This is a genomic window from Sphaerisporangium siamense (genome assembly GCF_014205275.1).
Classification (GTDB): Bacteria; Actinomycetota; Actinomycetes; order Streptosporangiales; family Streptosporangiaceae; genus Sphaerisporangium; species Sphaerisporangium siamense.
The window spans coordinates 7091368-7115000 of record NZ_JACHND010000001.1 but is presented as its reverse complement, the minus strand read 5'-3'; the positions used below and the strand labels follow the sequence as shown (position 1 = coordinate 7115000).

The 23633-nt window shown below is 73.1% G+C and carries 22 protein-coding genes; 11 read left to right on the top strand and 11 right to left on the bottom strand.

The genetic code is table 11. The annotated features are described in order from the left end of the window. Position 1 precedes the first annotated feature (1 nt). Both BJ982_RS32440 and BJ982_RS32435 read right to left on the bottom strand, forming a co-directional pair. A complete protein-coding gene (locus BJ982_RS32440) occupies positions 2-1585 on the bottom strand; it encodes an Hsp70 family protein (RefSeq protein ID WP_184886383.1) in 1584 nt (527 codons plus the stop codon). Between the two features lie 3 nt (positions 1586-1588). Further along, entirely contained in the window at positions 1589-2350 is a 762-nt protein-coding gene (locus BJ982_RS32435) for a nucleotide exchange factor GrpE (protein WP_239122848.1), read from the bottom strand. 442 nt (positions 2351-2792) lie between these two features. On the opposite strand from BJ982_RS32435, the gene BJ982_RS32430 reads away from it, so the two are divergent. From BJ982_RS32430 to BJ982_RS32415, 4 genes are all read left to right on the top strand, one after another. Next, the gene (locus BJ982_RS32430; protein ID WP_184886381.1) at positions 2793-3548 is read left to right on the top strand and encodes a type 1 glutamine amidotransferase; all 756 of its coding nucleotides are present in this window, start codon (positions 2793-2795) and stop codon (positions 3546-3548) included. 34 nt (positions 3549-3582) lie between these two features. Beyond that, entirely contained in the window at positions 3583-6573 is a 2991-nt protein-coding gene (locus BJ982_RS32425) for a bifunctional [glutamine synthetase] adenylyltransferase/[glutamine synthetase]-adenylyl-L-tyrosine phosphorylase (RefSeq protein ID WP_184886379.1), read from the top strand. Positions 6574-6677: 104 nt separating this feature from the next. Beyond that, entirely contained in the window at positions 6678-7136 is a 459-nt protein-coding gene (locus BJ982_RS32420) for an NUDIX domain-containing protein (RefSeq protein WP_184886377.1), read from the top strand. Positions 7137-7261: 125 nt separating this feature from the next. After that, positions 7262-7684: a helix-turn-helix domain-containing protein gene (locus tag BJ982_RS32415; protein ID WP_184886376.1), complete on the top strand. Its 423-nt coding sequence runs from the start codon at positions 7262-7264 to the stop codon at positions 7682-7684. Between the two features lie 45 nt (positions 7685-7729). Here the strand turns inward: BJ982_RS32415 and BJ982_RS32410 are convergent, their stop codons facing one another. From BJ982_RS32410 to BJ982_RS32400, 3 genes are all read right to left on the bottom strand, one after another. After that, positions 7730-8935: an MAB_1171c family putative transporter gene (locus BJ982_RS32410; protein WP_184886374.1), complete on the bottom strand. Its 1206-nt coding sequence runs from the start codon at positions 8933-8935 to the stop codon at positions 7730-7732. Next, positions 8932-9435, bottom strand: coding sequence for a hypothetical protein (locus BJ982_RS32405; protein WP_184886372.1), 504 nt, complete (start codon positions 9433-9435; stop codon positions 8932-8934). The genes BJ982_RS32410 and BJ982_RS32405 overlap by 4 nt, the downstream gene beginning before the upstream one ends. Positions 9436-9553: 118 nt before the next feature. Continuing rightward, positions 9554-10747 (bottom strand): amidohydrolase family protein, encoded by a 1194-nt coding sequence (locus BJ982_RS32400; protein ID WP_184889657.1) that lies wholly within the window; start codon positions 10745-10747, stop codon positions 9554-9556. Between the two features lie 511 nt (positions 10748-11258). Here BJ982_RS32400 and BJ982_RS32395 point away from each other — a divergent pair. Next, complete coding sequence (locus BJ982_RS32395) at positions 11259-13046, top strand: AfsR/SARP family transcriptional regulator (protein WP_184886370.1); 1788 nt, start codon at positions 11259-11261, stop codon at positions 13044-13046. Between the two features lie 87 nt (positions 13047-13133). Continuing rightward, positions 13134-14672: an alpha/beta hydrolase gene (locus BJ982_RS32390; protein WP_203958957.1), complete on the top strand. Its 1539-nt coding sequence runs from the start codon at positions 13134-13136 to the stop codon at positions 14670-14672. A 46-nt stretch (positions 14673-14718) separates the two neighbouring features. Here BJ982_RS32390 and BJ982_RS32385 read toward each other — a convergent pair whose 3' ends face one another. Next, positions 14719-15267 carry a DinB family protein gene (locus BJ982_RS32385; RefSeq protein WP_184886368.1) on the bottom strand — a complete coding sequence of 183 codons (549 nt, stop codon included), beginning with the start codon at positions 15265-15267 and terminating at the stop codon, positions 14719-14721. A gap of 226 nt (positions 15268-15493) precedes the next feature. Here BJ982_RS32385 and BJ982_RS32380 point away from each other — a divergent pair, with 226 nt between their 5' ends. From BJ982_RS32380 to BJ982_RS32370, 3 genes are all read left to right on the top strand, one after another. Continuing rightward, positions 15494-16081 carry a hypothetical protein gene (locus tag BJ982_RS32380; protein WP_184886366.1) on the top strand — a complete coding sequence of 196 codons (588 nt, stop codon included), beginning with the start codon at positions 15494-15496 and terminating at the stop codon, positions 16079-16081. A 446-nt stretch (positions 16082-16527) separates the two neighbouring features. Further along, the gene (locus BJ982_RS32375; RefSeq protein WP_184886364.1) at positions 16528-17550 is read left to right on the top strand and encodes a hypothetical protein; all 1023 of its coding nucleotides are present in this window, start codon (positions 16528-16530) and stop codon (positions 17548-17550) included. A gap of 160 nt (positions 17551-17710) precedes the next feature. After that, positions 17711-18757, top strand: a complete 1047-nt coding sequence (locus BJ982_RS32370; protein WP_184886362.1) for a polysaccharide deacetylase family protein — start codon at positions 17711-17713, stop codon at positions 18755-18757. A gap of 9 nt (positions 18758-18766) precedes the next feature. On the opposite strand, the gene BJ982_RS32365 is transcribed toward BJ982_RS32370, so the two are convergent. From BJ982_RS32365 to BJ982_RS32350, 4 genes are all read right to left on the bottom strand, one after another. After that, positions 18767-19975 (bottom strand): acetyl-CoA C-acyltransferase, encoded by a 1209-nt coding sequence (locus BJ982_RS32365; protein WP_184886360.1) that lies wholly within the window; start codon positions 19973-19975, stop codon positions 18767-18769. Between the two features lie 207 nt (positions 19976-20182). Next, the gene (locus BJ982_RS32360) at positions 20183-21142 is read right to left on the bottom strand and encodes a DUF8832 domain-containing protein (protein ID WP_184886358.1); all 960 of its coding nucleotides are present in this window, start codon (positions 21140-21142) and stop codon (positions 20183-20185) included. Continuing rightward, positions 21139-21351 carry a heavy-metal-associated domain-containing protein gene (locus BJ982_RS32355; RefSeq protein WP_184886356.1) on the bottom strand — a complete coding sequence of 71 codons (213 nt, stop codon included), beginning with the start codon at positions 21349-21351 and terminating at the stop codon, positions 21139-21141. Before BJ982_RS32355 ends, BJ982_RS32360 begins: the two co-directional genes overlap by 4 nt. A 143-nt stretch (positions 21352-21494) precedes the next feature. After that, positions 21495-21677: a hypothetical protein gene (locus BJ982_RS32350; protein WP_184886354.1), complete on the bottom strand. Its 183-nt coding sequence runs from the start codon at positions 21675-21677 to the stop codon at positions 21495-21497. Positions 21678-21935: 258 nt separating this feature from the next. Between BJ982_RS32350 and BJ982_RS32345 the strand changes: the two genes are divergently transcribed. After that, the gene (locus BJ982_RS32345; protein WP_184886352.1) at positions 21936-22118 is read left to right on the top strand and encodes a hypothetical protein; all 183 of its coding nucleotides are present in this window, start codon (positions 21936-21938) and stop codon (positions 22116-22118) included. A gap of 52 nt (positions 22119-22170) precedes the next feature. Here BJ982_RS32345 and BJ982_RS32340 read toward each other — a convergent pair whose 3' ends face one another. Next, positions 22171-22725 (bottom strand): ester cyclase, encoded by a 555-nt coding sequence (locus BJ982_RS32340; RefSeq protein ID WP_184886350.1) that lies wholly within the window; start codon positions 22723-22725, stop codon positions 22171-22173. 280 nt (positions 22726-23005) lie between these two features. Between BJ982_RS32340 and BJ982_RS32335 the strand changes: the two genes are divergently transcribed. After that, a complete protein-coding gene (locus BJ982_RS32335; protein WP_184886348.1) occupies positions 23006-23572 on the top strand; it encodes a DUF6461 domain-containing protein in 567 nt (188 codons plus the stop codon). Positions 23573-23633: the final 61 nt, after the last annotated feature.

Genomic DNA, 23633 nt, shown 5'->3' with positions numbered 1-23633 from the left:
GCTAGCCGACCTGGACGCGGGACAGGGCGGCCCGTGACTCGGCGACGTCCTCCTCGGACATGCCGCCGATCTGGATGCGCAGCTCCAGGGCCTCGCCGGTCTCGCGCTCCCTGGCGGTGACCTGGAGCAGGCCGGAGGCGTCGAGGGCGAAGGTGACCTCGATGGGCCACCCGGCGGGCTTGCCCGGGGGGATCTGCAGCAGGCCCTCGGCGATCAGCCCGTTGTCCTCGGGGGACTCCGACTCGACCGCGCCGGCCTGCTCCATGACCTCGACGTCGACGCCGGTCTGGCCGTCGTCGATGGTGTAGAAGTCCTGGGTGACGGCGGCGGGCAGGGCGTCGTTGGCGTGCACCAGGTGGGCGACGCCGCGGCCGCGGGTCTCCTTGTCGACGACGACGATGCCGAAGGCCCGCGAGGCGACGGTCTTGATCGTGCGGCCCGCGATCTGCTCCTGCTGGTCGGCGGTCAGGCCGGCCCGCGCGGCCATGTCCTCGGCCTGGTCGTGCCGTCCCTCGGCGATCAGCCGCCGGTAGGTCTCCTCGAAGGCGTACAGCGCGGCGCCCTTGGCGACGGCGAGGTCCGGGTCCTGCAGGCGGGGGACGAGCTGGAACTCCTTCTGCAGGGTCTCGGCGACCGCGGGCATCTTGGTGGAGCCGCCGACCAGCACCAGGTGGTCGTAGTGGCGCACGCCCTTGGCCGCGGCCGTGTCGATGGTCCTGCGGGTGATCTCGACGGTGCGGTCGAGCAGGTCGCGGGTCAGGTCCAGCAGGGTCTCGCGGGTCACCTCGATGGTGGCCACCCTGCCGTCGTGGACGACGCGCACGACGTGCTGGGTGCGGGTGGACAGCGTCTTCTTCAGGTCCTCGGCGTCGCGGCGGAGCTGCTGCTCGGACTGCTTGTCCAGCAGGGGGTCGCCGGCGGCGGGGTGCTCGGCCTGGAAGCTCTGCGCCAGGTGCTCGACGAGGCGGTCGTCCCAGTCGGCGCCGCCGAGCTCGTGGTCGCCGTCGGTGCAGACGACCTCGATGTCGCCGTCCTTGAGGGTGATGATGGTGGTGTCGAACGTGCCGCCGCCGAGGTCGTACACGAGGATCGTGTGGTCGGAGCCGGGGTTGAGCACGCCGTAGGTGATGGCCGCGGCGATGGGCTCGGAGACGATGTCGATGACGTTGAGCCCGGCGATCTGCCCGGCCTTGCGGGTGGCGTCGCGCTCGGCGGCGCCGAAGTAGGCGGGGACGGTGACGACGACGTCCTCGACGGTCTCGCCGGTGGCGGTCCTGGCGTCGTCGGCGAGCTTGCGCAGGACGAAGGCCGAGATCTCTTCCGGCGTGTACGGGCGGCCGTGCCGGACTCGGGGAACGTCCTGCCCCATGTCCCGCTTTATCCGGCTGACCACCAGGTCCGGCTCCAGCACCGCGCTGTCCTTGGCGGTCGCGCCCACCACCACGTTGTCGGGGGACTCGAAGAACACCACGGACGGCGTGGTGTCGGTGCCCTCCAGGTTGCGCAGCACGGTCGGGCGGCCGACGTCGTCCACATAGGCGATGCAGGAATACGTCGTGCCGAGGTCGATCCCGTAAACAGCCATCGCCTACTCGCTCTCCTTTTCCTTGCCGCTGTCCTCTTCGGCGTCCCCGCCGTCCCGGCGGTCCGTGTCCCGGCCGTCCGTGTCGTCCCGGCCGTCCCCGCCGTCATCGTCGGACGGCGCGTCCGCCGTCTCGGCCCCGTCCGCCCCGGCGGAGTCCTCTTCGGGGGCCGGATCGCCGTCCTCGCCCTCCGAGGCCCTGCCGATGATCACCGACGCCTTGCGCAGCACGCGGTCGCCCGTGGTGAAGCCGTCGGCGAGGACCTCCACGACCGTGCCGTCCTCGGCCGCGGGGACGGCGCTCGTGCCCGCGGGGCGGTGCAGGGCGGGGTCGTAGGCGTCGCCGGGCCGGACCGACAGCCGCTCGGCGCCCGCGCGGCCGAGGACCTCGGCCACCTCGTCGGCCATCGCGGCGAGCAGCGGGCCCGCGAACTCGGGGGACGGCGGGTCGTCGGAGCGCCAGCGCGCCGCCACGCGTGTCGCCGTGTCGTGGAGGCGGTAGAGCGCCGTGCGGACCGGCGCCAGGGCCTCCTGGAGGATGCCGTGCCGCAGTTGCTGGTTCTCGGCGTGCAGGCGGTCGATGACCTGCTCGCGGTGGGCGGCGCGCTCGTGGTCGCGCCGCAGCGTCTCGGTGAGCGCGTCGAGCCGCCGGGTCAGCTCCTCGATCTGCCGCGCCGGCTCCGTGACCTCGGCGCCCGCCGCGGCGTCGGGGCCGGTGCCGTCCGCGGAGGTGGCTGCCGTGGTCACGCGCGGCTCTGGGGGCGGCATCTATCTCCTTGTGCGGAAATACAGGAATTCCTGACGGCAGTTACTCTAGCCATCAATGCCTCCGCCTGGTAGAGATTCACGTGTCCGGTAATGGGACGTATGTCGTAGTTCTTGGCGCTCTTTCGAACACCCTTCGGAGTGCCCCCCGGCGAGTACGTATATCGGGGGCCGCCTGCTCCGCACCCGGTTTTCCGGCGAAGAGACCGGAATCACAGGTGTCCCAAACCACAAATTCCACGTTTACCGGTAAACGCGCGCGAAACCCGGCGAGAACCCCGAAACCACGCTCCGCCCCGCGCGGCGCCCCGCCGCCGCGTCCGCCCTGGCCGGGCCGCCCGCCGCCCCGCCCGTGCCGTCCGGAACCCGCGCCGCACCGTACCGTCACCGCACCGTCGGCCGCGCACCCCTGCCGCCGATCAATTAGGACACCCATAATTGAGTCATGACATATCGGGTACTGATCATCGAGCACGAGGCCGACGCCGGCCTCGGGTTCTTCGGCGAATGGCTGACCGAGGCCGGCATCACCCCCGAGGTCGTGCGGCCCTCCCGCGGCGAGGAGCTCCCCGACGGCCCGCTCCCGCACGGGCTGATCGTGCTCGGCGGGGCCCCCTCGGCCTGGGACGACGAGGGGCACCCCTGGCTCCCCGCCATCCGTGACCTGATCAGGCGTTCGGTGGAGGCGTCCGTCCCCACCCTCGGCATCTGCCTCGGCGCCCAGCTCATGACCCTGGCCCTGGGCGGGCGGGTCGAGCGCGGCGCCGCGGGGCTGGAGATCGGCTTGTGCCGGATCGCGCCGCTGCCCGCCGCCGCGGACGACCCCCTGATGGGACGGCTGCCCGCCGGCCCGAAGGTCGTGCACTACCACCAGGACGCCATGACCGCCCTCCCCGAAGGGGCGGTGCCGCTGGCCACCGGCGACCCCTACCCCAACCAGGCGTACCGGTTCGGCGAGCGTGCCTGGGCCGTGCAGTTCCACCCCGAGGCGTCCCCCGAGGTCTTCTCCGACTGGATGACCGTCACCGGCGCCACGCTGACCGCCGCCGGGCACGACCCGCGCGCCCTGGACACCGAGGTCGCCGCCGCGGGCGCCGAGCTGAGCGCGACCTGGCGCCCGTTCGCCGAGGCGTTCGCCGCCGTCGTACGCGCTTGGCCGCCCAACTCCCCGGAACGCCGCGAAACAGTGCGCAACCGCTGACGACGAACACCGGGCCACCGGTTACGTTGGCGTTGTGAACGCCGAGTCCCGCATCCAGACGACGGCCGGGCGCCTGGCCCGGCTCGGCTTCGCGGACGCCGCCCGTGCCGGACGGCTGCTGGACGGCCTCGGCCCCGAGGCCGCCGGCGACATGGGCCTGCTCACGGCCCTGGTCGGCGCGGCCGACCCCGACCTCGCGCTGACCTCCCTCAGCCGCCTGGCCGAGCGCGACCCCGGCGTGCTCGGCGCGATGCGCGCGGACCCGGGCCTGCGGGCCCGGCTGGTCGGCGTCCTCGGCCTGTCGGCGGCGCTCGGCGAGCACGTCGTGCGCCACCCCGGGCACTGGAAGGCGCTCGAAGGTGAACAGGCGCTCCAGCGCCCACCCGAGCGTGACGTGCGGGCCGCGCTGCTGGAGTCCGTCGGCGCCGACCCCGCCGACCCCGAGCCCCGCGCCCCCCGCGGCGGCACCGAGGTCATGTCCGCCCTGCGCGTCGCCTACCGGGGCAGGCTGCTGCACCTGGCCGCGCGCGACGTCACGGGCGCCGCCTCCTTCTCCCAGGTCACCGCCGAGCTGTCCGGCCTGGCGGGCGCGGCGCTGGAGGCCGCGCTCGCCATCGCCAGGGCCGAGGTCCCCGAGGGCGCCGACGCCCGCCTCGCCGTGATCGGCATGGGCAAGTGCGGCGCCCGCGAGCTCAACTACATCAGCGACGTCGACGTCGTCTTCGTCGCCGAGCCCCGCGAGGGCGTGGACGAGACCAAGGGGCTCCAGGCGGCGACGCGCCTCGCCCAGGCCATGATGCGCGCCTGCTCGGCGAGCACCCCCGAAGGGGCGCTGTGGGAGGTGGACGCGGCGCTGCGGCCCGAGGGCAAGGCCGGGCCGCTGGTGCGCACGATGGCCAGCCACCTGGCGTACTACCGCAGGTGGGCCAAGACCTGGGAGTTCCAGGCCCTGCTCAAGGCGCGCCCGGTCGCCGGCGACCTGGAGCTCGGCGGCGAGTACGTCGCCGCGGTGGACGAGATGGTCTGGCAGTCCTCCGCCCGCGACCACTTCGTCGAGGACGTCCAGGCGATGCGCCGCAGGGTCGAGGCCCACATCCGCGCCGGCGAGGCCGACCGCCAGATCAAGCTCGGCCCCGGCGGCCTGCGCGACATCGAGTTCGCCGTGCAGCTCCTCCAGCTCGTCCACGGCCGCACCGACGCCCTGCTGCGCCGCCGCGCGACGCTGCCCGCGCTCGCCGCGCTCTCCCGGGGCGGCTACGTCGGCAGGGACGACGCCAAGGCGCTCGCCGAGGCGTACATCTTCCTGCGCAAGGTGGAGCACCTCATGCAGCTCCACAACCTGCGCCGCACGCACGTGCTCCCCGAGGACGAGGCCGGCCTGCGCCGCATCGGGCGCGCGCTCGGCATGACCGTGGACCCGGTGGGCGAGTTCACCACCCGGTGGAAGCGCCACGCCATGGAGGCCCGGCGGCTGCACGAGAAGCTGTTCTACCGTCCGCTGCTCCAGGCCGTCGCCCGCCTGCCGGGAGACGAGGCCCGGCTGACGGCCGCCGCCGCCACCGCGCGCCTGTCCGCGCTCGGATACGCCGACCCCGACGGCGCGCTGCGGCACATCGCCGCGCTGACCAGCGGCGTCACCCGGCGCGCCGCGATCCAGCGCACGCTGCTGCCGGTCATGCTCGGCTGGTTCGCCGACGCCCCCGACCCCGACGCGGGCCTGCTCGGGTTCCGCCAGGTCAGCGACAAGCTCGGCACCACCCCGTGGTACCTGCGGTTGCTGCGCGACGAGACCGCCGCCGCCGAGCGCATGGCCCGCCTGCTCGGCACCAGCCGCTACGCCACCGGCCTGCTGCTGCACGCGCCGGACGCCGTGGCCATGCTGGGGTCGGAGGCCGAGCTGGCGGCACGCCCCAAGGAGGCGCTGGCCGGCGAGCTGGCCGCGTCCGTGCGCCGCCACGCCGAGGACGCCGAGGCCGCCGTCGACGCGGTGCGCGCGCTGCGCAGGCGCGAGCTGCTGCGCATCGCCGTCGCGGGGCTGGTCGGCGGCGCCGGCGTCGACGAGGTCGGCCGGGCGCTGTCGGAGCTGAACGACGTCACCATCCAGGCCGCGCTGGACGCCGCGACCCACAAGGTCGCGGTGGAGCGCCGCGGGCCGCTGCCCACCCGTTTCACCGTGATCGCCATGGGCCGGCTCGGCGGCTACGAGTGCTCCTACGGCAGCGACGCCGACGTCATGTTCGTGCACGCGCCGGTCGAGGGCGCCGGCGAGAAGGACGCCACCGACGCGGCGCACGCCGTCGCCAACGAGCTGCGCCGCCTGCTGGCGCGGCCCGCGCCCGACCCGCCCCTGCACATCGACCCCGACCTGCGCCCGGAGGGCCGCCAGGGCCCGCTGGTGCGCTCCCTGTCCTCCTACGCGGCCTACTACCGGCGCTGGTCCTCGCCGTGGGAGTCGCAGGCCCTGCTGCGGGCCCGCTACTCCGCCGGCGACGCCGCGCTGGGCGCGGAGTTCATGGCGCTGATCGAGCCGCTCCGCCACCCGCCGGGCGGCATCGGCGAGGACGCGGTGCGCGAGATCCGGCGGCTGAAGGCCCGCATGGAGGCCGAGCGGCTGCCGCGCGGCGCCGACCCGCTGCTGCACACCAAGCTCGGCAGGGGCGGGCTGGCCGACGTGGAATGGCCGGCGCAGCTCATCCAGCTCCGGCACGCCTACGCGGTGCCCGGGCTGCGCACCACGCGCACGCTCGCGGCGCTGCGCGCCGCCGCCGAGGCCGGGCTGCTCGCGGAGCCCGACGAGGAGGTGCTCGCCGAGGCGTGGCGGTTCGCCTCGCGGGTCCGCGACGCCATCATGCTCGTGCGCGGCCGCGCGGGGGACAGCATTCCCGCCGACGTACGCGAGCGCGCCATGATCGCCCGCGCGCTCGGCTACCCGCCCGACGGCTCGGAGGACTTCGTCGAGGATTACCGCAGGGCCACCCGCCGCGCCAGGGCCGTCACCGAGCGCGTCTTCTACGGCGCGGACTGACCTCGGCGGCTTGACCGACTGGGTACCTTTGTGGGGTCGAGTCGGCGAAGCGGCGGAGGACGACCGTGCCCCTTTCTGAGTATCTTGCGGGTTTACGCGGTCAGGTGGGCAACGCCTTGCTGCTCCTGCCGTCGGTCAACGCCTTCGTCTTCGACGACGAGGGGCGGCTGCTGCTGGCCCGGCACAGCGAGCAGGGCGACGTGTGGTCCGCGCCCGGGGGCATCGTCGAGCCCGACGAGCCGCCCGCCGAGGCCGTGGTGCGCGAGACGCGCGAGGAGGTCGGGCTCGACGTCCGCATCCGCGGCCTGATCGGCGCCTACGGAGGCCCCGGGTTCCGCACCACCTACCCCAACGGCGACCAGGTGGCGCACGTCATCACCGTCTACGGCTGCACCGCCGAGGGCGGCACGCCCGTCCCCGACGGCGTCGAGATCGCCGAGGTCCGCTGGGTCACCGAACCGGAGGCCGCCGCCCTTCCCACGCCGTCCTGGCTGCCGCTCGTGCTGCCCGACTGCTTCGCGTGGTGGCGGTCCGCCCGCCAGACCTGGAGCCCCGTCTCCTGACCAGCTCGCCCGCGCGGGCGATGGTCTGGTAATCCGGTGCTTGATATGGTCCCCTCGGAGTAGCCATGGCCGACAAACGCTATCGACGTCCTCTCGCGGAGCAACTCGATCATTTGTTTCGCTCCGTGCGCCAGCCCGACGGCACCACCTACAGCTACGAGCAGGCGGCGCGAGAGATCACCCGGCGTGGCACTCCCGTCTCGCACACCACCCTGTGGAAGCTGCGCACCGGCAGGACCGACGACCTGTCGGTGAGCCACCTGGTCGCCATCGCCGACTTCTTCGGCGTCGAGCCCGCGTACTTCTTCGACGACGCCTACGCCGCGCAGGCCAACGTCCGGCTGGAGCTGCTGCCCGCCATGAAGGACGCGGGCGTGCGCAGGATCGCCATGCGCGCCGCCGGTCTGTCGCACTCCAGCATCGAGAACATCGCCAACATGATCGCCCACCTGCGCACGCTCGAAGGGCTCCCGCCGGACTGCGCCGCCGCGCCGCCGCCGCAGGAGCCCGCCGGGAGCGTTCCGCCGGAGGACTCCCGCCCCGGCTGACCGGCGGCCCTCCGCGAGGAGGACGGCCGCCCGGCGGGCCCGCGCCTATCCGCGCGAGGGGTCCATCGCCGCGGCGGGCGGGCGCCGCCACAGGTCTCTGAGCGTGTCCGACAGCAGCACCAGCCACGCGGCGTCCGACTCCAGGTCGTCCCCGCCGCGCGTCGGGATCGGACACGGGTCGGCGGCGGGGGAGGCGTGCGCCTTGCGGCGCAGCGCGTCCGCGATCAGGGCCGCCTGCGCCTCGGCCTCCAGCGCCGTCCCCGACAGCCCCGCGGCCCGTCCCGCCGACTCGGCCGCCTCCGCGACGCCGCGGTCGTAGTACGGGCCGAGCTGCACGATGCCGTCCCGGATCTCGACCACGCGGCGGTAGTAGCCGCGGTGCGTCGGGCGCAGGCCGAGCGCGTCGCGCAGCCGGGACATCGGCACGCGGGTCAGCGCCAGGTCGGGGAACGCCTCGTTGAGCGCGGACCACAGCGGGCTGAGCCGCCGGTAGGCGCGGCGGTGGCGCCGCCATACCGGGATGGCGGCGATCATGTCGGTGACGGCCAGGTAGCCGACCCCGACGATGGCGGTGATGATCCCGACGAACACCAGCCACAGGTAGGAGGTGTTGAGCGGGCGCAGGAAGGCGGGGTCGGTGGCGGTCGCGGCCTGGACGAGCGCGACGGAGATCTTCGCGACGGCGGCGCAGAGCAGCGAGCCCTGCGCGACCGCCAGGACCTTCAGCCCGCGCTTGAGCTGCGGGCGGGCGCTGGCCCGCGAGAACGTCGCCGAGGAGCGCAGGTTCAGCGCCAGCGCGTACCCCTGGTAGCCGAGCGCGGCGAGCACGAACACGGTCGCGTGCGGGTCGTCGCCGTTGGCCAGGTCGGCCGGGGCGGCGCGCACGGGCTCCGGGGCGAGCAGCCAGGCCGTCACCATCACGCCCGAGGCGGCCCCGAGCAGGACCAGCCGCGCGCGCAGCCGGCCCCGCGCCGCCACGCCGTGCACCGAGTAGGTGAAGAACGCCATCAGGAAGTACGCGCACAGCACCGTGAGCAGGTTCACCGCCAGCTTGGCGAGGCCCGCGCCGGCCTGGTCGACCGCCGTCCTGAGCACCGGGACGTTCAGGACGGCCGCGAGCGCGATGCACAACACGAACGCGCCCATGGCGCGCAGGGGGAGATCCTCCGGCGCGCGCCAGACCTGGACGAGCTTGTTGAGCACCCCGAGGAAGGCCAGGGTGCTGAGGATTCCCAAGGCGAGCTGGCTCACAGCCACCCCTTGTGGTTGGCCAGGGAGGCGCGCATCCGCTCCAGGGCGTCGTCGTCCTCCGACGAATGGTGGGTGACGTTGAGGACGCTCGCCCACTCCAGGATGATCGTGGCGATCAGCTCGGCCTCACGCTCGTACTTGGTGTCGTAGCAGGTGCGCCGCAGCACGCGGCCTCCCGCCGTGAGGCCGGGCGTGATGGCCTCGCCGTCGGCGGGCTCGTCGCTCGGGTGCTCGGCGATCATGTGACCGATCTCGTGCAGGACGATGTGGTCCTGGTGGGGACGGGTGGTCTCCTGCTGGTAGTAAATGAAATCGGTCGAGTCCGTCATGAACCACAGCCCGAAAGGGCCGGGGATGTCAATGGGATATGCGACCAGCCGAATGTCGCGGCCCCGGCGTTCCGCCAGCCGCGCGCACAGCTCTCTCACATCGAGCGGCGGGCGGATGTCCAGCTCTCTGAGCAGGCGACGGCACTCTCTGCGCAGCGCCCTCTCTCTCATGGGCACGATTCTTTAGACTGCGACGCGGTAGTTCAACCCGAACGCCGGGATGTGCTCCGTAATGGACGCCGAAATGAAATCGCCCTGACATGCGCCTTCACCGGGCCGGGCGTCGGCGCTATTCCGGACGTGGCGGCGGCACGTGCGCGACGCCGTCCTTGACGACGAGCAGCGGGCGGCGCAGGGCCTCGACGCCGGTGAGCGCGTCCCCGTCCGTCACCAGCAGGTCGGCGCGCAGTCCCTCGGCGATCCTGCCGGTCTCGCCGCCGATGCCGAGCGCGTCGGCGGCGTCGGCGGTGGCCATCTCGATGATCCGCTCGTGGGAGAAGCCCAGCTCCTCGTAGAGGGTGAAGCTGCCGGCGAAGTCGTCGAAGACCGAGCCGGGCAGGCCCGCGTCGGTGCCCATCACGAGGCGGACGCCGAGGTCGCGCATCCAGGGCAGGCGGCTCTGCAGCAGCGCGGCGCGCTCCTCGCCGATCCAGCGGGCCATGGCCCGCCAGCCAGGGCTGGTGGTGGGGCAGACGGCGATGCCCCGGGAGGCGATCAGCGCCGCGACGTCCTCGCGCGGGTCGTAGGCGTCGCCGGTGAGCCAGGTGCAGTGCTCGATGGTGTCCACGCCCGCGGCGGCGGAAGCGGCGATGGCCTCGGTGCCGTGCGCGTGGGCGGCGACGGGCAGGCCGAGCCGGTGGGCCTCCTCGACGGTGGCGCGGACCTGCTCGGGGGTGAACTGCGACTCCGACATCCCGGCCCCGCCCGAGGTGGTCTGCCCGCCGCTCACCATCAGCTTGACCAGGTCGGCCCCCTGCTCGGCGCGGGCCCGCACGGCCGCGCGTAACGCGGCCTCGTCCCCGACCTCGCCGCCGAGGTACCAGCAGTGCCCGCCGGGGACGGTGAGCGGCGGGCCGGCGGCCAGCACGCGCGGCCCGCGCAGCAGGCCGGCGGCGATGGCGTCGCGCAGGCGCAGGGACAGGCCGCCCCGGTCGCCGAGGTCCCTGACCGTGGTCACGCCGCTGTCGAGCAAGCGGCGCGCGCGGTCGGCCATGCCGAGGAACAGCGAGAGGTCGTCGGCCTCGCGGACCTTGCCCATGCCGTCCATGCTCGCGTCGAAGACCAGGTGCACGTGGCAGTTGATCAGGCCGGGCAGCAGCGTGCCGCCGGGGTAGTCGTGGCGCGGGGTGCCGGGCGGGGCCAGGGCCTCGACCCGCTCGCGCGGCCCCGCCGCCCGGATGAGTCCCTCGCCGACGAGTACGGCCCCGTCGCGGACCGGGCCGTCCGGGGTGGCCGTGACGAGCAGGCCGGCGGTGACCAGCATTCCCACGAAGCGCTCCTTCGGTCGTGTCCCGGCGGTGGGGCGGTGCCGTCGCGGCGTCCCTTGATCTTCGTGTGATCTTCGGGCGCGGCCATACTGCCACATCCGTTCGCTTTACAGCCAGGACGACAGGTACCTCGATGAGCGACATTTCCACTATGAAAATGATGCGGCGCGAACGAACGCGCTCTATCACTTCACGATTACAGAAGTCCCTTCTCATCATCCCCGGTTGACGTCCAGTCGGAGGTCGTGAAAGGCTCCCGGTGATGCGTATCCGGGGGTGCCGTCGTTCCGCGGCCGTCGCGTCCGCCTCCTATCGCGGGCCTCGGCGGCAGGAATCGTGTCGTGGCCGATTCCCGGTATTTCCCGCGTTTCACCATGAGGCCGCCTCACGGCCATGGGACCAGGGGGTTCGCGCGAGTGCTCCGAGTGTTTCCTGAAACCGCGGCCCGCGAGGCCGCGGGCCGCTTCCGTGACGTCCCGCCGAGGCGCTCTCTCTAGGCCGCCGGCGATGCCACACGTGTTCCGCCTCCTCGGACCGGTCGAGGCCGGGCTCTCAGGGAAGGCCGTCAACCTGGGCGGCCGCATGCGCCGCACGCTGCTGCTGTCACTCCTGCTCAACATGAACCGCCCGGTCAGCCTCGACTGGCTCTCGGAGGCCCTGTGGGACAGCGAGCCCCCGCAGTCCGCCACGGCGAACCTGCGGACGTACGCGGGCGGGCTGCGCCGCGTGCTCACCACCGAGATGAAGGGCGTCGGCATCGTCGCCTCCGACCGCGCCTACCAGCTCGTCGCGTCCCCGGCCAAGCTCGACCTGACCAGCTTCGAGAAGCTCACCACCGAGGCCAGGACGGCGCTCGCCGGCCGCCGCCCCGACGTCGCGGTCCAGCGGTTCGACGACGCGGTCGCCCTGTGGCGCGGCCCGGCCGGCGACGGCCTGGCGTACGGCAAGCCGCTCGCCGCGCGCCTGACCGTCCTGCACGAGCAGCGCCTCACCGCGCTTGAGGACCGCGCCGAGGCGCGGCTCACGCTCGGCCGGCACTCCGAGGCCGTGGCCGACCTGCGGCTGCTGGTCGGGGAGCAGCCGCTGCGCGAACGGGCCTGGGCTCTGCTCATGCGCGCCCTGTACGGCGCGGGCGACGCGGCCGGCGCGCTCGGCGCCTACGCCGAGGCACGCGACCACCTGGCCGGGCAGCTCGGCCTGGAGCCGGGGGAGGAGCTGCGGCGCATCCACCAGGCCGTCCTGCACCGCGACCCCGCGCTCGCCCCCCTCGCCCGCCAGCCGGCCCACGTCTCCGCGACCCCCTGCACCCCGGCCCCGCGCCAGCTCCCGCGCCCGGGCCTGCTGGTCGGCCGCGACGCCGAGGCGCGCTTCCTGGAGGAGGCGCTCACGCCGTCGGGCGCGGTCCCGCCGGTGGCGGCCGTCAGCGGGCCGATCGGAGTCGGCAAGTCGGCGCTGGCCCTGCGGGTCGCGCACGCGGTGTCCTCGCGGTTCCCCGACGGGCAGCTCTACGTCGACATGGCCGGCGCCTTCCAGCAGGAGCGCGCGGTCACCCCCCGGCAGGCCGTCACCTGGTTCCTGCGCGCGCTCGGCGACCCCGCCCCGGGGGAGCCGAGCCTCGGCGAGGCCAGCACGCGCCTGCGGTCCCTCACCTCGGGCCTGCGCGTGCTCTTCGTGATCGACAACGTCGCCGGGGCCTCCCAGGTGCGTCCCCTGCTGCCCGCCGGGCCCGGCTGCGCGGTGCTGATCACCAGCAGGCGGGTGCCGGCCCTCGACCACGCCGAGCACCTCACGCTCGGCGCGCTCACCCCCGAGGACGCCGTCGCCGTGCTGGCCGGGCACGCGGGCGCCGCGCGCGTGGCGGCCGAGCCGGACGCCGCCGCCGAGATCGCCCGCCGCTGCGAGCACCTCCCGCTCGCCCTGCGCGCCGCCGGCGCCCTGCTGGCCGCGCGTCCCGACTGGCCCGTGGAGCGGCTGTCCGCCCGGATGGCCCGCGGCCTGTGCGAGATCCTCGACAACCGGGACGGCGAGCACAACATCCGCGACCGGCTGTGGGGCAGCTTCGAGCTGTTCCGCCGCACCGACCCCGAGGCCGCGCGCCTGCTGTGGACGATCACCTACCTGCCGGGCACCGAGGTCACCGTGACCCAGGCCGCGGACATGCTGCGCGCGCCCGCGGGCACCGCCCAGCGGGCCCTGGACCGGCTCGCCGACGAGCACATGCTGCGCCGGGTGGCGCCCGGCCGCTACGAGATGGTCGGCCTGCTGCGCATCCTCGTGCCCCGCGACCCGTCGTGAAAGGCCCGCCCGGCGACCCCTGAACCCCTGGTCCCCGCCCGCCGGACGGTCCATGATCGGGCTTACCCCCCGACGATTGGACACACGGTGCGAAGAACCGTCCCGATCCTGGCCGCCCTGCTGGGCGTCCTGATCTCCCTGCTGCCCGCCGTCCCCGCCGCGGCCGGCCCCGCCCCGCTCGCCTGGGCGCCCTGTCCGGAGGACGCGACGGTCCAGTGCGCGAGCCTGACCCTGCCGGTGAACTGGGACGCCCCGCGCGGCGCCGCCTTCCGCATGGCGGTGGCCCTCCGGCCGGCCGCCGATCCCTCCGCCCGGGTCGGCACCCTGGTCATCAACCCCGGCGGCCCCGGCAACTCCGGCGTCGACGCCGTGCTGACCAACTGGCTCGGCCTGAGCCCCGAGCTCCTGCGCCGCTTCGACGTCGTCGGCTTCGACCCGCGCGGCGTCGGGCGCAGCAACCCGGTGCTGTGCTCGCTGCGGCTGGCCATGGCGGCCCCCGACCCGCTGATGGCCGACCAGGCGGCCTTCGACCGGCGGCTCGCCTACAACGCCCGCTACCGCGACGACTGCCGCGCCCGCACCGGGCCGCTGTACGACCGGGTGGACAGCGCGAGCGTCGTCCGCGACCTCGACGCGCTGCGCGCCGCGCTCGGCGAGCCCAAACTGACCTTCTACGGCGTCTCCTACGGCACGCTCATCGGCCAGCTCTACGCCGAGCGCTTCCCCGGCCGGGTGCGCGCGCTGGCGCTGGACAGCAACATGGACCACAGCCTGGGCACCACCGCCATGCTGGACACCGACACCTGGACCACCCAGGACTCCTTCGACCAGTTCGCCGCCTGGTGCGCCCGGTCGGCGGACTGCGCGCTGCACGGCCGCGACGTGCGTGCGCTGTGGCGTGACCTGCTGGAACGCGCCGGGCGCGGCGAACTGCCCGACCCGACGGCGCCGGGCGCGCCGCTGGCCCCGATCATGCTCATCTACCAGGTGTTCAACGCCTTCTACGCCCCCGACTGGCCCGCCGTGGCCGACCTGCTCCACGCCCTCGACACGGGCGCGCCCGCGCGGACGGCCGCCGCGCCGGCCGAGGAGCCCGAGGACGAGGTGTTCAACGACGCCACCCAGGTGGTCTGCCAGGACTTCCTGCTGCCGATCCGCGACCACCGCGAGTTCGCCCGCCACCTGCGCCGGCTGGAGACCATCGCTCCCGACATGCGCATGAGCCCGGTCTCGGTCGCGCTCACCGTCGCCTGCCTCGGCCAGCCCGCGCCGGTCCCGAACCCGCAGCACCGCCTGCGCGTGGACGGCACCCCGCCGCTGCTTCTCGTCAACGGGCGGCACGACCCGGCCGCCGGGTACCCGTGGGCGCTGAGCACGGCCCGGCAGATCGGCGACGAGGCCAGGCTGCTGACCTACGACGGCGCCGGGCACGGCATGTACGGCCGCACCCCCTGCGTCACCGGGGCCGTCGACCGCTACCTCGTCTCCCGCGCCCTCCCGGCGCCGGGCGCGCACTGTGCCCCGGCGCCCGTGGCGGGGCCCGCGCCGTCACCGGCCCGAGCCGGCCTGACCGCGCGCCCCGGCGCTCTGCCGCCGGGCCTGGCCGCCGCGGCCCTCGCGAGGTAGCGCCGCGCGTGGTGCCGGGCCGGCGGGGGCCCGGCGCCACACGGCCTCACGGGCCGGCCGAGTGGCCGGTCGCGCCGTCGATGCGCTCGCGCAGCAGGTCGGCGTGCCCGTTGTGCCGCGCGTACTCCTGGATCATGGTGGAGTAGACCCAGCGCAGGCTCATCTCGATCCCCCGGCGCGGGTCGAGGAAGGTCTCGTCCAGGGAGCGGCCGGAGGTCGTCGCGCGCACGGCCTCGATCTCGCGCAGATAGGCGGCGTAGTCCGCCTCGGCGTCGGCGCCGTCCACGTCGAACTCGGCGTCGAGGTCGTCGTCGGAGCAGTACAGGTAGCCGGGCCGCTGCCCGTCGAACCGCGTGCGGAACCAGTCGCGCTCGACCTCGGCCATGTGGCGGAGCAGCCCGAGCAGCGTCAGCCGCGAGGGCGGCACGGCGCGTTCCCTGAGTCTGTCCTCCGGGAGGCCGGAGCATTTCCACAGCAGCGTCTGCCGGTGCTGGTCGAGCCACGCCTCGGCCAGCGCCCGTTCGTCCCGGGCGGTCGCGGCGGCGTGGGAGAAGTGGGCGTTGGCCGGGCTGACGGGGGGCGCGGTCCAGGTCACCGCGCCATCATGCCGCGCGTCTCTGTGGATATGCCACGCTAAATCGCGCTAAGACACTAAAGAGCAGGAAATCGGCGGAAGAAAACGGCATCCTGGACATCTGATGAGGTCGCATCCGGGGGGAGCCTCTCGTGCCGCATATTCGCGTATATAGCGCATGTACCCCTGATGTAGCGGCTTGATCTACGTTCGTTACGGTGCTTTCCGACCGAGTCGAGGTCCGTCGATGATGGGTTATGTGGCCGCGGGGGCCGGATCCCTCGCTGGTGTCGTGTTCGGGGTGTCCTCGATCAGCAAGGCACGGTGCGGGGCCGCTTTCTCCACCTTCACCGGCGCCATGGGCGCGCTGCCCTTCGTGCCGTACGGCTGGGAGCGCCGTGTCGCGCTCGCGATCGTGGTCGCGGAGGCGCTGGTGGCCGTGACCTCGCCGCTCGTCCTGCCGCGCATGCTGCTGGCCAAGACGCCGTACGTGCCCCTGCTCCCGGCGCTGTGGGCGGTGGTCGCCGTCCTGCTGCTGGGCGTCGCGGGCCTGGTGTTCCTCGCCCGGGAGCGGGGCCCGCGCCCCCGCCCCACCGGCACGGCGGCGTGCGCGGCGACCACCCGCCGCATCCTGCGCAAGTTCGCGCTGGCCGCCATCGCCTCGATCGGGGTGGTGAGCGGGATCGTCGCGCGGCCCGGCGACCCCGACCTGGTCGGCGGCGTGCTGGCGAGCCTGGCGGGCGCCGCGATCGCCTCGCTGTTCATCTACTTCGACGACATCGCCGAGGTGTTCGCGCTCAACCGCGTCCCCCACTCCACCGGCGACCGCGAGTGATCCCTCTGCCGTCCGGCATCCGGGCAGGTCATCGGGCGTATACGCGTGTATCTCGTATATACGTGCGCGTATATCGACCCCCTCTAGGGTTGTCCCTGACGGTCGGCCGTCAGGAGGAACGTCGATGGGAACGCCTGCGCGGATCCACTGAGGCAGGTGCATCACGGGTGCGGCACCTGCGGCGACGGCCGACGTGGCCGGCCGTCGCCGATTTCAGGTGAACGGCCCCCTTCCCACGGAAGGCGGGCCAATGCCCTCCGCCGTCCCGCGCGCACGCGAGGACGGCGGAGGGTGGCCGCCCCCGCGGCCGTCGGAGTCCGTCACCCGCTTCGCCGTCCGTGACAACCGATCGGCCCGCCGCGACGTCAGTTCAGTGCGGCCACAGGCTCGGCGCGGCCACCGTCGCGAAAGTGCGTGTCCACGTGTCCACACTCGCGGGTGATCTCATGAACTCGGTCTACATCGACCTGGCGATCGGCCTGGTCATCGCGTTCCTGCTCTTCTCCCTGCTGGTCAGCGGCGTGAACGAGGGCATCGTCCGCCTGCTCGGCATCCGGGGCAAGTTCCTGTGGGCCTACCTGCGGGACACCCTCGACGGGCCGGACGGCAAGAAGTCCTGGATCCCCGGCACCCTCGCCGAGGTCTTCGCCCGGCTCCCCTTCAGCAAGGACGCCCGGCCGGTCTTCAGCCCCCTCCCGGCGCCCGTCCAGAGCACGGCCACCACCTGGTCCGGGCGGCTGTACGAACGGCTGCGCGAGATCGACCACCGCAAGGACGGCAGGACCAGCATCGCCTCCATCCCGCCGCCGCGCTTCAGCGTGGCGATCATGGAGATCGTCGCGGGGGAGGGCGGGGTCACCGCGTTCCTGGAGAAGCTCAAGGCCGACGGCAGCCCGCTGTACGGGCCGCTCAAGGGCGTGTGGGACGCCGCGCACGGCGACCTGGACGCCTTCCGCAAGGGCGTGGAGGACTGGTTCGACGGCGAGATGCGCCGGCTGACCATGCTCTACCGCCGGTACGTCAAGTGGGTCATCGCCGCGCTCGGCCTGGCCGTCACGCTGCTGTTCAGCCTGGACTCGCTGGAGTACGGCCGGGCGATCCTCACCGACAACGCCGTCCGCGCCCAGGTCGCGGTCCTGGCGGACGGCGGCACCGCGTCGCTGGAGTCCCTGCGCGACAAGTGCCCCGAGCACCCCGCCGACCCGTACGCCTGCGTCACCGAGGTGCTGTCCTCGCCCGCCTTCGTGAAGATCGTCGGCAACGCCCCGGTGTCGGTGACGATCCCCGACAGTGGGTCCCCGCGGTGGCGGTGGAACGGCGGCGAGTGGCTGCACCGCCTCGTCACCCCCGGCCACTGGCCGGGCTTCCTCGTCACGTTCGTCGCCGTGCTGTTCGGCGGACCCTTCTGGTGGGACATCTTCCGCCGCCTCACCGGCATCCGGTCCCGCGCGGGGGAGACCGCGAAGTGACGCGGACCGCCGTCCCTTATAGGTGATATGCAGGGCCCGTACCGAACATGGACAACAGGGTGTCACTTTTGGTGTTCGCGCGACTTCGGAACGTGTGCGTACCCCCGGCCGGTCGGGTAGGAGAGTCGTATCTCACTGCTCTGAGCGGCTTGGGGGGACGATGCGGCGTCTCGGGATACTCGGAACGGCCGGAGTGCTGTCGCTGAGCGCGCTCGCGCTCACCGGATGCGCGGACGAACAGCCGTCCAAGGTGGTGGCGCAGCCCGCCAAGGGGGGCAAACAGTCCGCGCAGGAGGCGCGCAAGGCGGCCGCCGCCACCGCGGCCAAGGCCAAGGCCAACGAGCTCGGCCAGATCCCGGTGCTGATGTACCACCGCATCGTGCCCAAGCCCGCTGGGACCGACGACCGGACCCCCGAGCAGTTCCGCACCGAGCTGGAACGCCTGGCGAGGGAGGGCTACGTCCCCATCACCGCCCGCGAGTACACCACCGGCAAGATCGCCATCCCGGCGGGGCGCCACCCCGTCGTGCTGACGTTCGACGACTCCTCGCCCTCCCAGCTCACCCTGGACGGCTCCGGAAAGCCCAAGCCCGACACCGCCGTCGGCATCCTCATGGACGTCGCCCGCAAACACCCGGGCTTCCGGCCGGTCGGCACCTTCTACGTCATCAAGGACATGTTCGGCACCTTCGGGGCCGAGGCGCAGGCGCAGACGCTCGGCTGGCTGCGCGACAACGGCTTCGACGTCGGCAACCACACGCGTGACCACCTCAACCTGCGCGGGCGCTCCCAGGACCAGGTGATGGGCCAGATCGCCGCCGGCCACAAGCTGATCACCGACCTGATCAGGACCGCGCCCGCGACGCTGGCGCTGCCCTACGGCAACCAGCCGAGCACCAAGAACTGGGCGATGCGCGGCGACGCCGGCAACGTCCACTACACGTACACCGGCGTCTTCCTCGCCGGGTACACCCCGGCGGCCTCGCCGTTCAGCAAGGACTTCGACCCGCTCGGCATCCCCCGCATCCGCGCCATGGACAAGGTCGGCGACTGCGCCCGCTTCTGCTCGACGGCCTGGCTGGACTGGCTGAACGCCCACCCGGAGGACCGCTACACCTCCGACGGCGACGTCAGGACCGTCGCGTATCCGAAGTTCAAGGGCCCCTACGTCGCCCCGCGCTTCACGAGCTACACGCTGCCGTACTGAGCGGGCACCTCACAGGGCGACCCGTTCGATCAGGACGGCCACGCCCAGCCCGGCCGCGCCGCTGACGGCCGCCACGCCGTAGCGTCCGCCGCGCCGGTCCAGCTCCTCGGCGCAGCCGCCCACCATGATCGCGCCGGTCGCGCCGAACGCGTGGCCCATCGCGATCGTGCCGCCGCCCGGGTTGAGCCGGTCGGGGCCCGCGGACAGGTCGCGCCGCAGGCGCAGGCACAGCGCGGCGAACGACTCGGCGAACTCGAACACGTCGACGTCGGAGGGCCGCAGTCCCGCCTTGGCGACGACCCGCTCGACGGCCTCCTGCCCGGCGGTGAGCATGAGCACCGGGTCGACGGCGGCCGTGGCCGTGGCGACCACGCGCGCCCGCGGCCGCAGCCCGAGACGCGCGGCGCGCTCCGCGGTGCCGAGCAGCAGCAGCGCCGCGCCGTCGGCGAGCGCGGGGGAGGTGCCCACGGTGTGCAGGTGGGAGATCTTCCCGGCCTCCGGGTAGGCGGCCAGCGCCACCTCGTCCTGCCCGGCCGTGCCGGCCTCCTCGAACGCGGGCGGCAGGGCGGCCAGCGTCCCCGCCGTGGTGTCCGCGCGGATCAGCTCGTCGCGGGCGAACGCCGTGCCGTCGGCGCGGGGCACCGGGATCACCGAGCCGGCGTGGTCGCCGCGGTCCCACGCGGCGGCGGCCTTGCGCTGGGTCTCCAGGCCGTAGGCGTCGAGCTCCTCACGGGTCCAGCCGTCGAGGGTGGCGTTGAGGTCGGCCGCGACGCCCATGTGGATGGCCCCGGTCCGCCGGACCGTCTCCGCGTCCGTCCACAGCGGGCCGCGGTCGCTGAACATCGGCACCCGCGAGACGCTCTCCACGCCGCCCGCCACCCCGAGGTCCAGGTCACCCGCGCGGATCCGCGCCGCGGTCTGGGCCACGGCGTCGGCGCCCGAGGCGCAGAAGCGGTTCAGCGTGCCGCCCGGGACGCCCTCGCCCCAGCCGGCGAGCAGGGTGGCGGTGCGGGCCAGGTTGGCGCCCTGCTCGTCCACCTGGGACGCCGAGCCCACGACGACGTCCTCGACGGCGGCGGGATCCAGGCCGGTGCGCTCGACCAGCGCCCGCTGAAGCAGGACGACCAGATCGACCGGGCTCATGTGGTGCAGGGACCCCCGGGGCGAGCCCTTGGCACGCGGGGTTCTGACGTAGTCGAGCACGTAGGCGTCGGGCACCCTACGCCGTCCTCTCTTTCCGGACATTTGTTCCGGCAACCGTAGTTGCGCGCCGACATGACGGGCAAGGTCACCGTCACGGCCGTCCTCAGCTTGCGCTCGACGCGGTTGGCGCAGGACGCGCAGGTCATGCCGCCGATCGAGAGCTCGACCACGTTCTGCCGGTCGTCGATGACGGAACCCATCACCGATCCTCCCGTCTCTCGATCAGTGACCGTGCCCGCCGGACCCGCCGGACCCGCCGGACCCGCCGTGCCCGCCCGGGCTCTCGGACGCGCCGGGCGTCGCCGGCGCGGCCTGGCCCGCGGTGACCGTGAAGGCGGCGGTGCGAACCTCGCCGCCGTGCCGGAAGTCCAGGAACAGGCGGTAGCTCCCGGCGCTCGGCGCCTCGACGTGGAAGGCGACGTCGGGGCCCGGCTTCGTGGTCCCGTCGCCGGGCTCGCCGTCGGGGTGGACGTGCAGGTAGGCCAGGTCGCCCGCGCGCAGCGCCACCAGGTGGCCGTACGCGCCGAGGTACGGCTGCAGATCGGTGACCGGGCGGCCGTCCTTGCGGACGGACAGCGTGAGCATGCTCGACCTGCCCGCCGTCAGGTCGCCGCCGAGGGTGACGGTGTAGCCGTCCACGGTGGCCGTGCGGGAGGCCGCGGGGAGAGGCCCCGGCGTGTAGGCGCCCGGCACGAACAGGTCGGCGCCGAGCGTGAGGGCCTCGCCGCCCTCGGGAGCGAAGTCGGCGAAGGCGCGGTAGGCCCCGGCGGCCGGGAGCGTGAGCGGCACCGACCAGACGCCGCCCCCGGCCTCGACCGGGTGCAGGTGCCGGAAGGTGGCCAGGTCGCGCGAGACCACGATGAAGTGGAGCTTCTTCTCGTGCTGGACCTGGTACGCCGTGACCGGCCTGCCGTCCGGGCCGGTCACCGTGAAGCGGTAGTCGGTGGTCTCGCCCGGCTCGATGGCCGCGCCGACGGGAGTGAGCGTGTAGCCGTTCTCGGACACCTGGAGCCCCCCGGGGGTATCAGCGGCGATCGGTGCGGCCGTACGGCCGGGGGCGGCGGCGTGCTCCGCCTCGGCGGGAGCGCCCAGCGGGCCCACGGCCCGGCCCGCGCCGAGCGCGCCGCCGAAGACGACGGCGAGCCCGAGCACGTAGGCCCCGAAGCGGGCAGGGGCGTTCATGGCCTGGCCGCCACGTGATAGCCCGCGGCCTCGACCGCGGCGACGATCTTCTCGGAGTCCAGCGGGCCGTCGCCGGACACGGTGAGCAGCCCGGTGGCCAGGTCGACGTCGACGGCGCCGACGCCCTCGACCTCGCCGACCTCCTCCTTCACCGAGCTGACGCAGTGTCCGCAGGTCATGCCCTCGACGGTGTAGGTGGCGGTGTTCATGTCATCTCCTTGGTCGTGAGGCGGGCGGTTTCCGTTGCCCGTCATATGTACGGCTACCCGGTTGGGGTACCTCGACACGCTCATGACCGTAATATACCCCCCCGGGGTTTGTCAAAGAGGTCTGGTGTGCCTGGCCGGCGCCGTCAGTGCAGGTCCAGGGCCATCAGCACGAAGAGGCCGACGAAGTGGCCCAGCACGACGAACACGATCAGGAAGATGAACACGAACTTGGCCGGGCCGTGTTCGAAGTGCCGGCCCTCGCGGAGCGGGGGCAACTGGGCGCGACGCTCGGCCAGGCGTTCTTCGAGGGGCTTGCGACCGAACACTGCACTGCCTTCCGCTCGACCGGACGGCCCCGTCGCGGGAGCCCGCGGGCGCCCGCCGCGGAGCGGTGCTCCGTGCGAAGGTCCGCGGGCGGGGGATGACGAGGCCTGACTTCCGTAAGGGTATCCGGCCCGGCCTGTGGTCCCTCCGGCGGAGGTGGGCGGGCGGGGCGACGCGGTGGACATGTCAGGTTGACGAGATATATCGTGTATAGGAGGCGCAGATACCGTACAGGCCATCGTTCACCAGGAGGACGGACCATGTCGAGCGACGCCGAGAACGCCAAGCACGTCAAGGGCGACGTGGACGCCAAGGACCTCGTCGCGACCCTCTTCGCCGCCGTCGCCGACCTCACCGGCGCCCTCACCAAGGGCATCATCAACACCCCGATCACGCCCGGCCCGGTCGTCGACATCAAGCACGGCAAGCCCCGCCGCCCCTGACCCGGCCGAGGGGAGCGGACCGCGGAACCGGAAGTGGCCGCTCTCCTCGACCTCAGGCGGCGCCGTGGCCCAACGCCGGATGTCCGCGGTGGTCGTCATAGAGGACCTGTATCCGCGCCTCCGCCGGCGCCCGGCCGTCGTCCGCGGAGCAGGTGCGGACGGGGAATGCCGCCTCCGGTTCGAGCCTGGCCAGGCCGAAGCCGAGTTGGCTGTACAGCTCAAGCTGGTCGAAGTACTCCCGATGCGTGCTGATCTTGCCGTTCTCGACGTGGCTGGCGCAGGTGGCGCGGACGGTCACGGCGCGGCCGGTGCCCTCGATCTCCCGCCCGTCCGGCAGCAGGAGGGGCCCCGTGTGCGTGCCGGTGTAGGTCCATTCGGTGACCGCCGGGTTGTCACAGTCCCCGACCTCGAACCAGGCCGTCGCGTGGAAGTCCGGGAACCCCGTGAACAGCTGCTCGTAGACCCAGGCGATCTCGCCGTGCCCTTGTGCCACGCCCGACGGCGTCACGTACACGGCGTCCGGGCTGTAGCAGTCGAGCACTCCCTGGAGGTCGTGCGCGTTGATCGCCTCGCCCAGACGGTGCTTGAGATCCCAGTAGGTGGCCATGGGATGCCTTCGGCGCTCGAAACCTGACAATTAGTGCGATCTTACCCAGCCATCCTTAACCCCCGGCTCTCCCCGACGTCTCGCCCACCCCAAAAGCCACCGCCCGGTCTCCCCGTTACCCCAAGAACAGGTCCGCTCCGCCCCGGAAACGGCCATCCGCGTACCGCGCCTTCCGGCTCCGAGCGCATTCCTCGGTGGGCGGTGCGCGCGTCGGCGACCGGCTCCGAGAATGCGCAGGCGACAACGGTTATCTGTCGGAGTCGGCTGGCATCATGACGACATGACCATGAGGCCCCTCGACATCTCGTGGCTCTGCGGCGAATACGCCGAAGAGTGCTACAGCTTCATCTATGTCCGTGCCACACCTGAACAGGTGGTCGCACGTCTCGGTGGCCGATGGGAGGACTTCACGCCGGGGCCCTTCCCCGATGACGCCGATCACTACTCAAGGGGACCTCTCGGCGTCACCTCCTTCGGAGATTGGACGTTCGTCTTCGATCCCGACTGGCTTGGCACCGACGAAGACGTGATCACCAGGCTCTCCGAGGGCACCCGCCTCGTCTCCCAGGCCGCACTCGGCATCAAGTGCTTGGACTACTTCTATTGGTGTGAGGACGGTGAGATCAGATTCGCATGGGGAGGCGATGAGGGATACCTGACGGAGGTTCCGGACGAACTCGCGGACGCGATGACAGAGATCGACAGGCTCTTCCCATCGTCTCCCCGGCTCTACGAGGGGCCGGCCTTCCTGCTCGCCGAGCACCTGACCGGGATCAGAGCCACGGAGTCCCTCCTGAAGGGCTCCACGTTCATGTGGGGCGTCATCCCCGAACCGGCCAAGTCATAGCGGGGGATGCGAGAAGCCCGTGGCAAGGTGCGAGACCTTGCCACGGGCTTCCGATTCCACG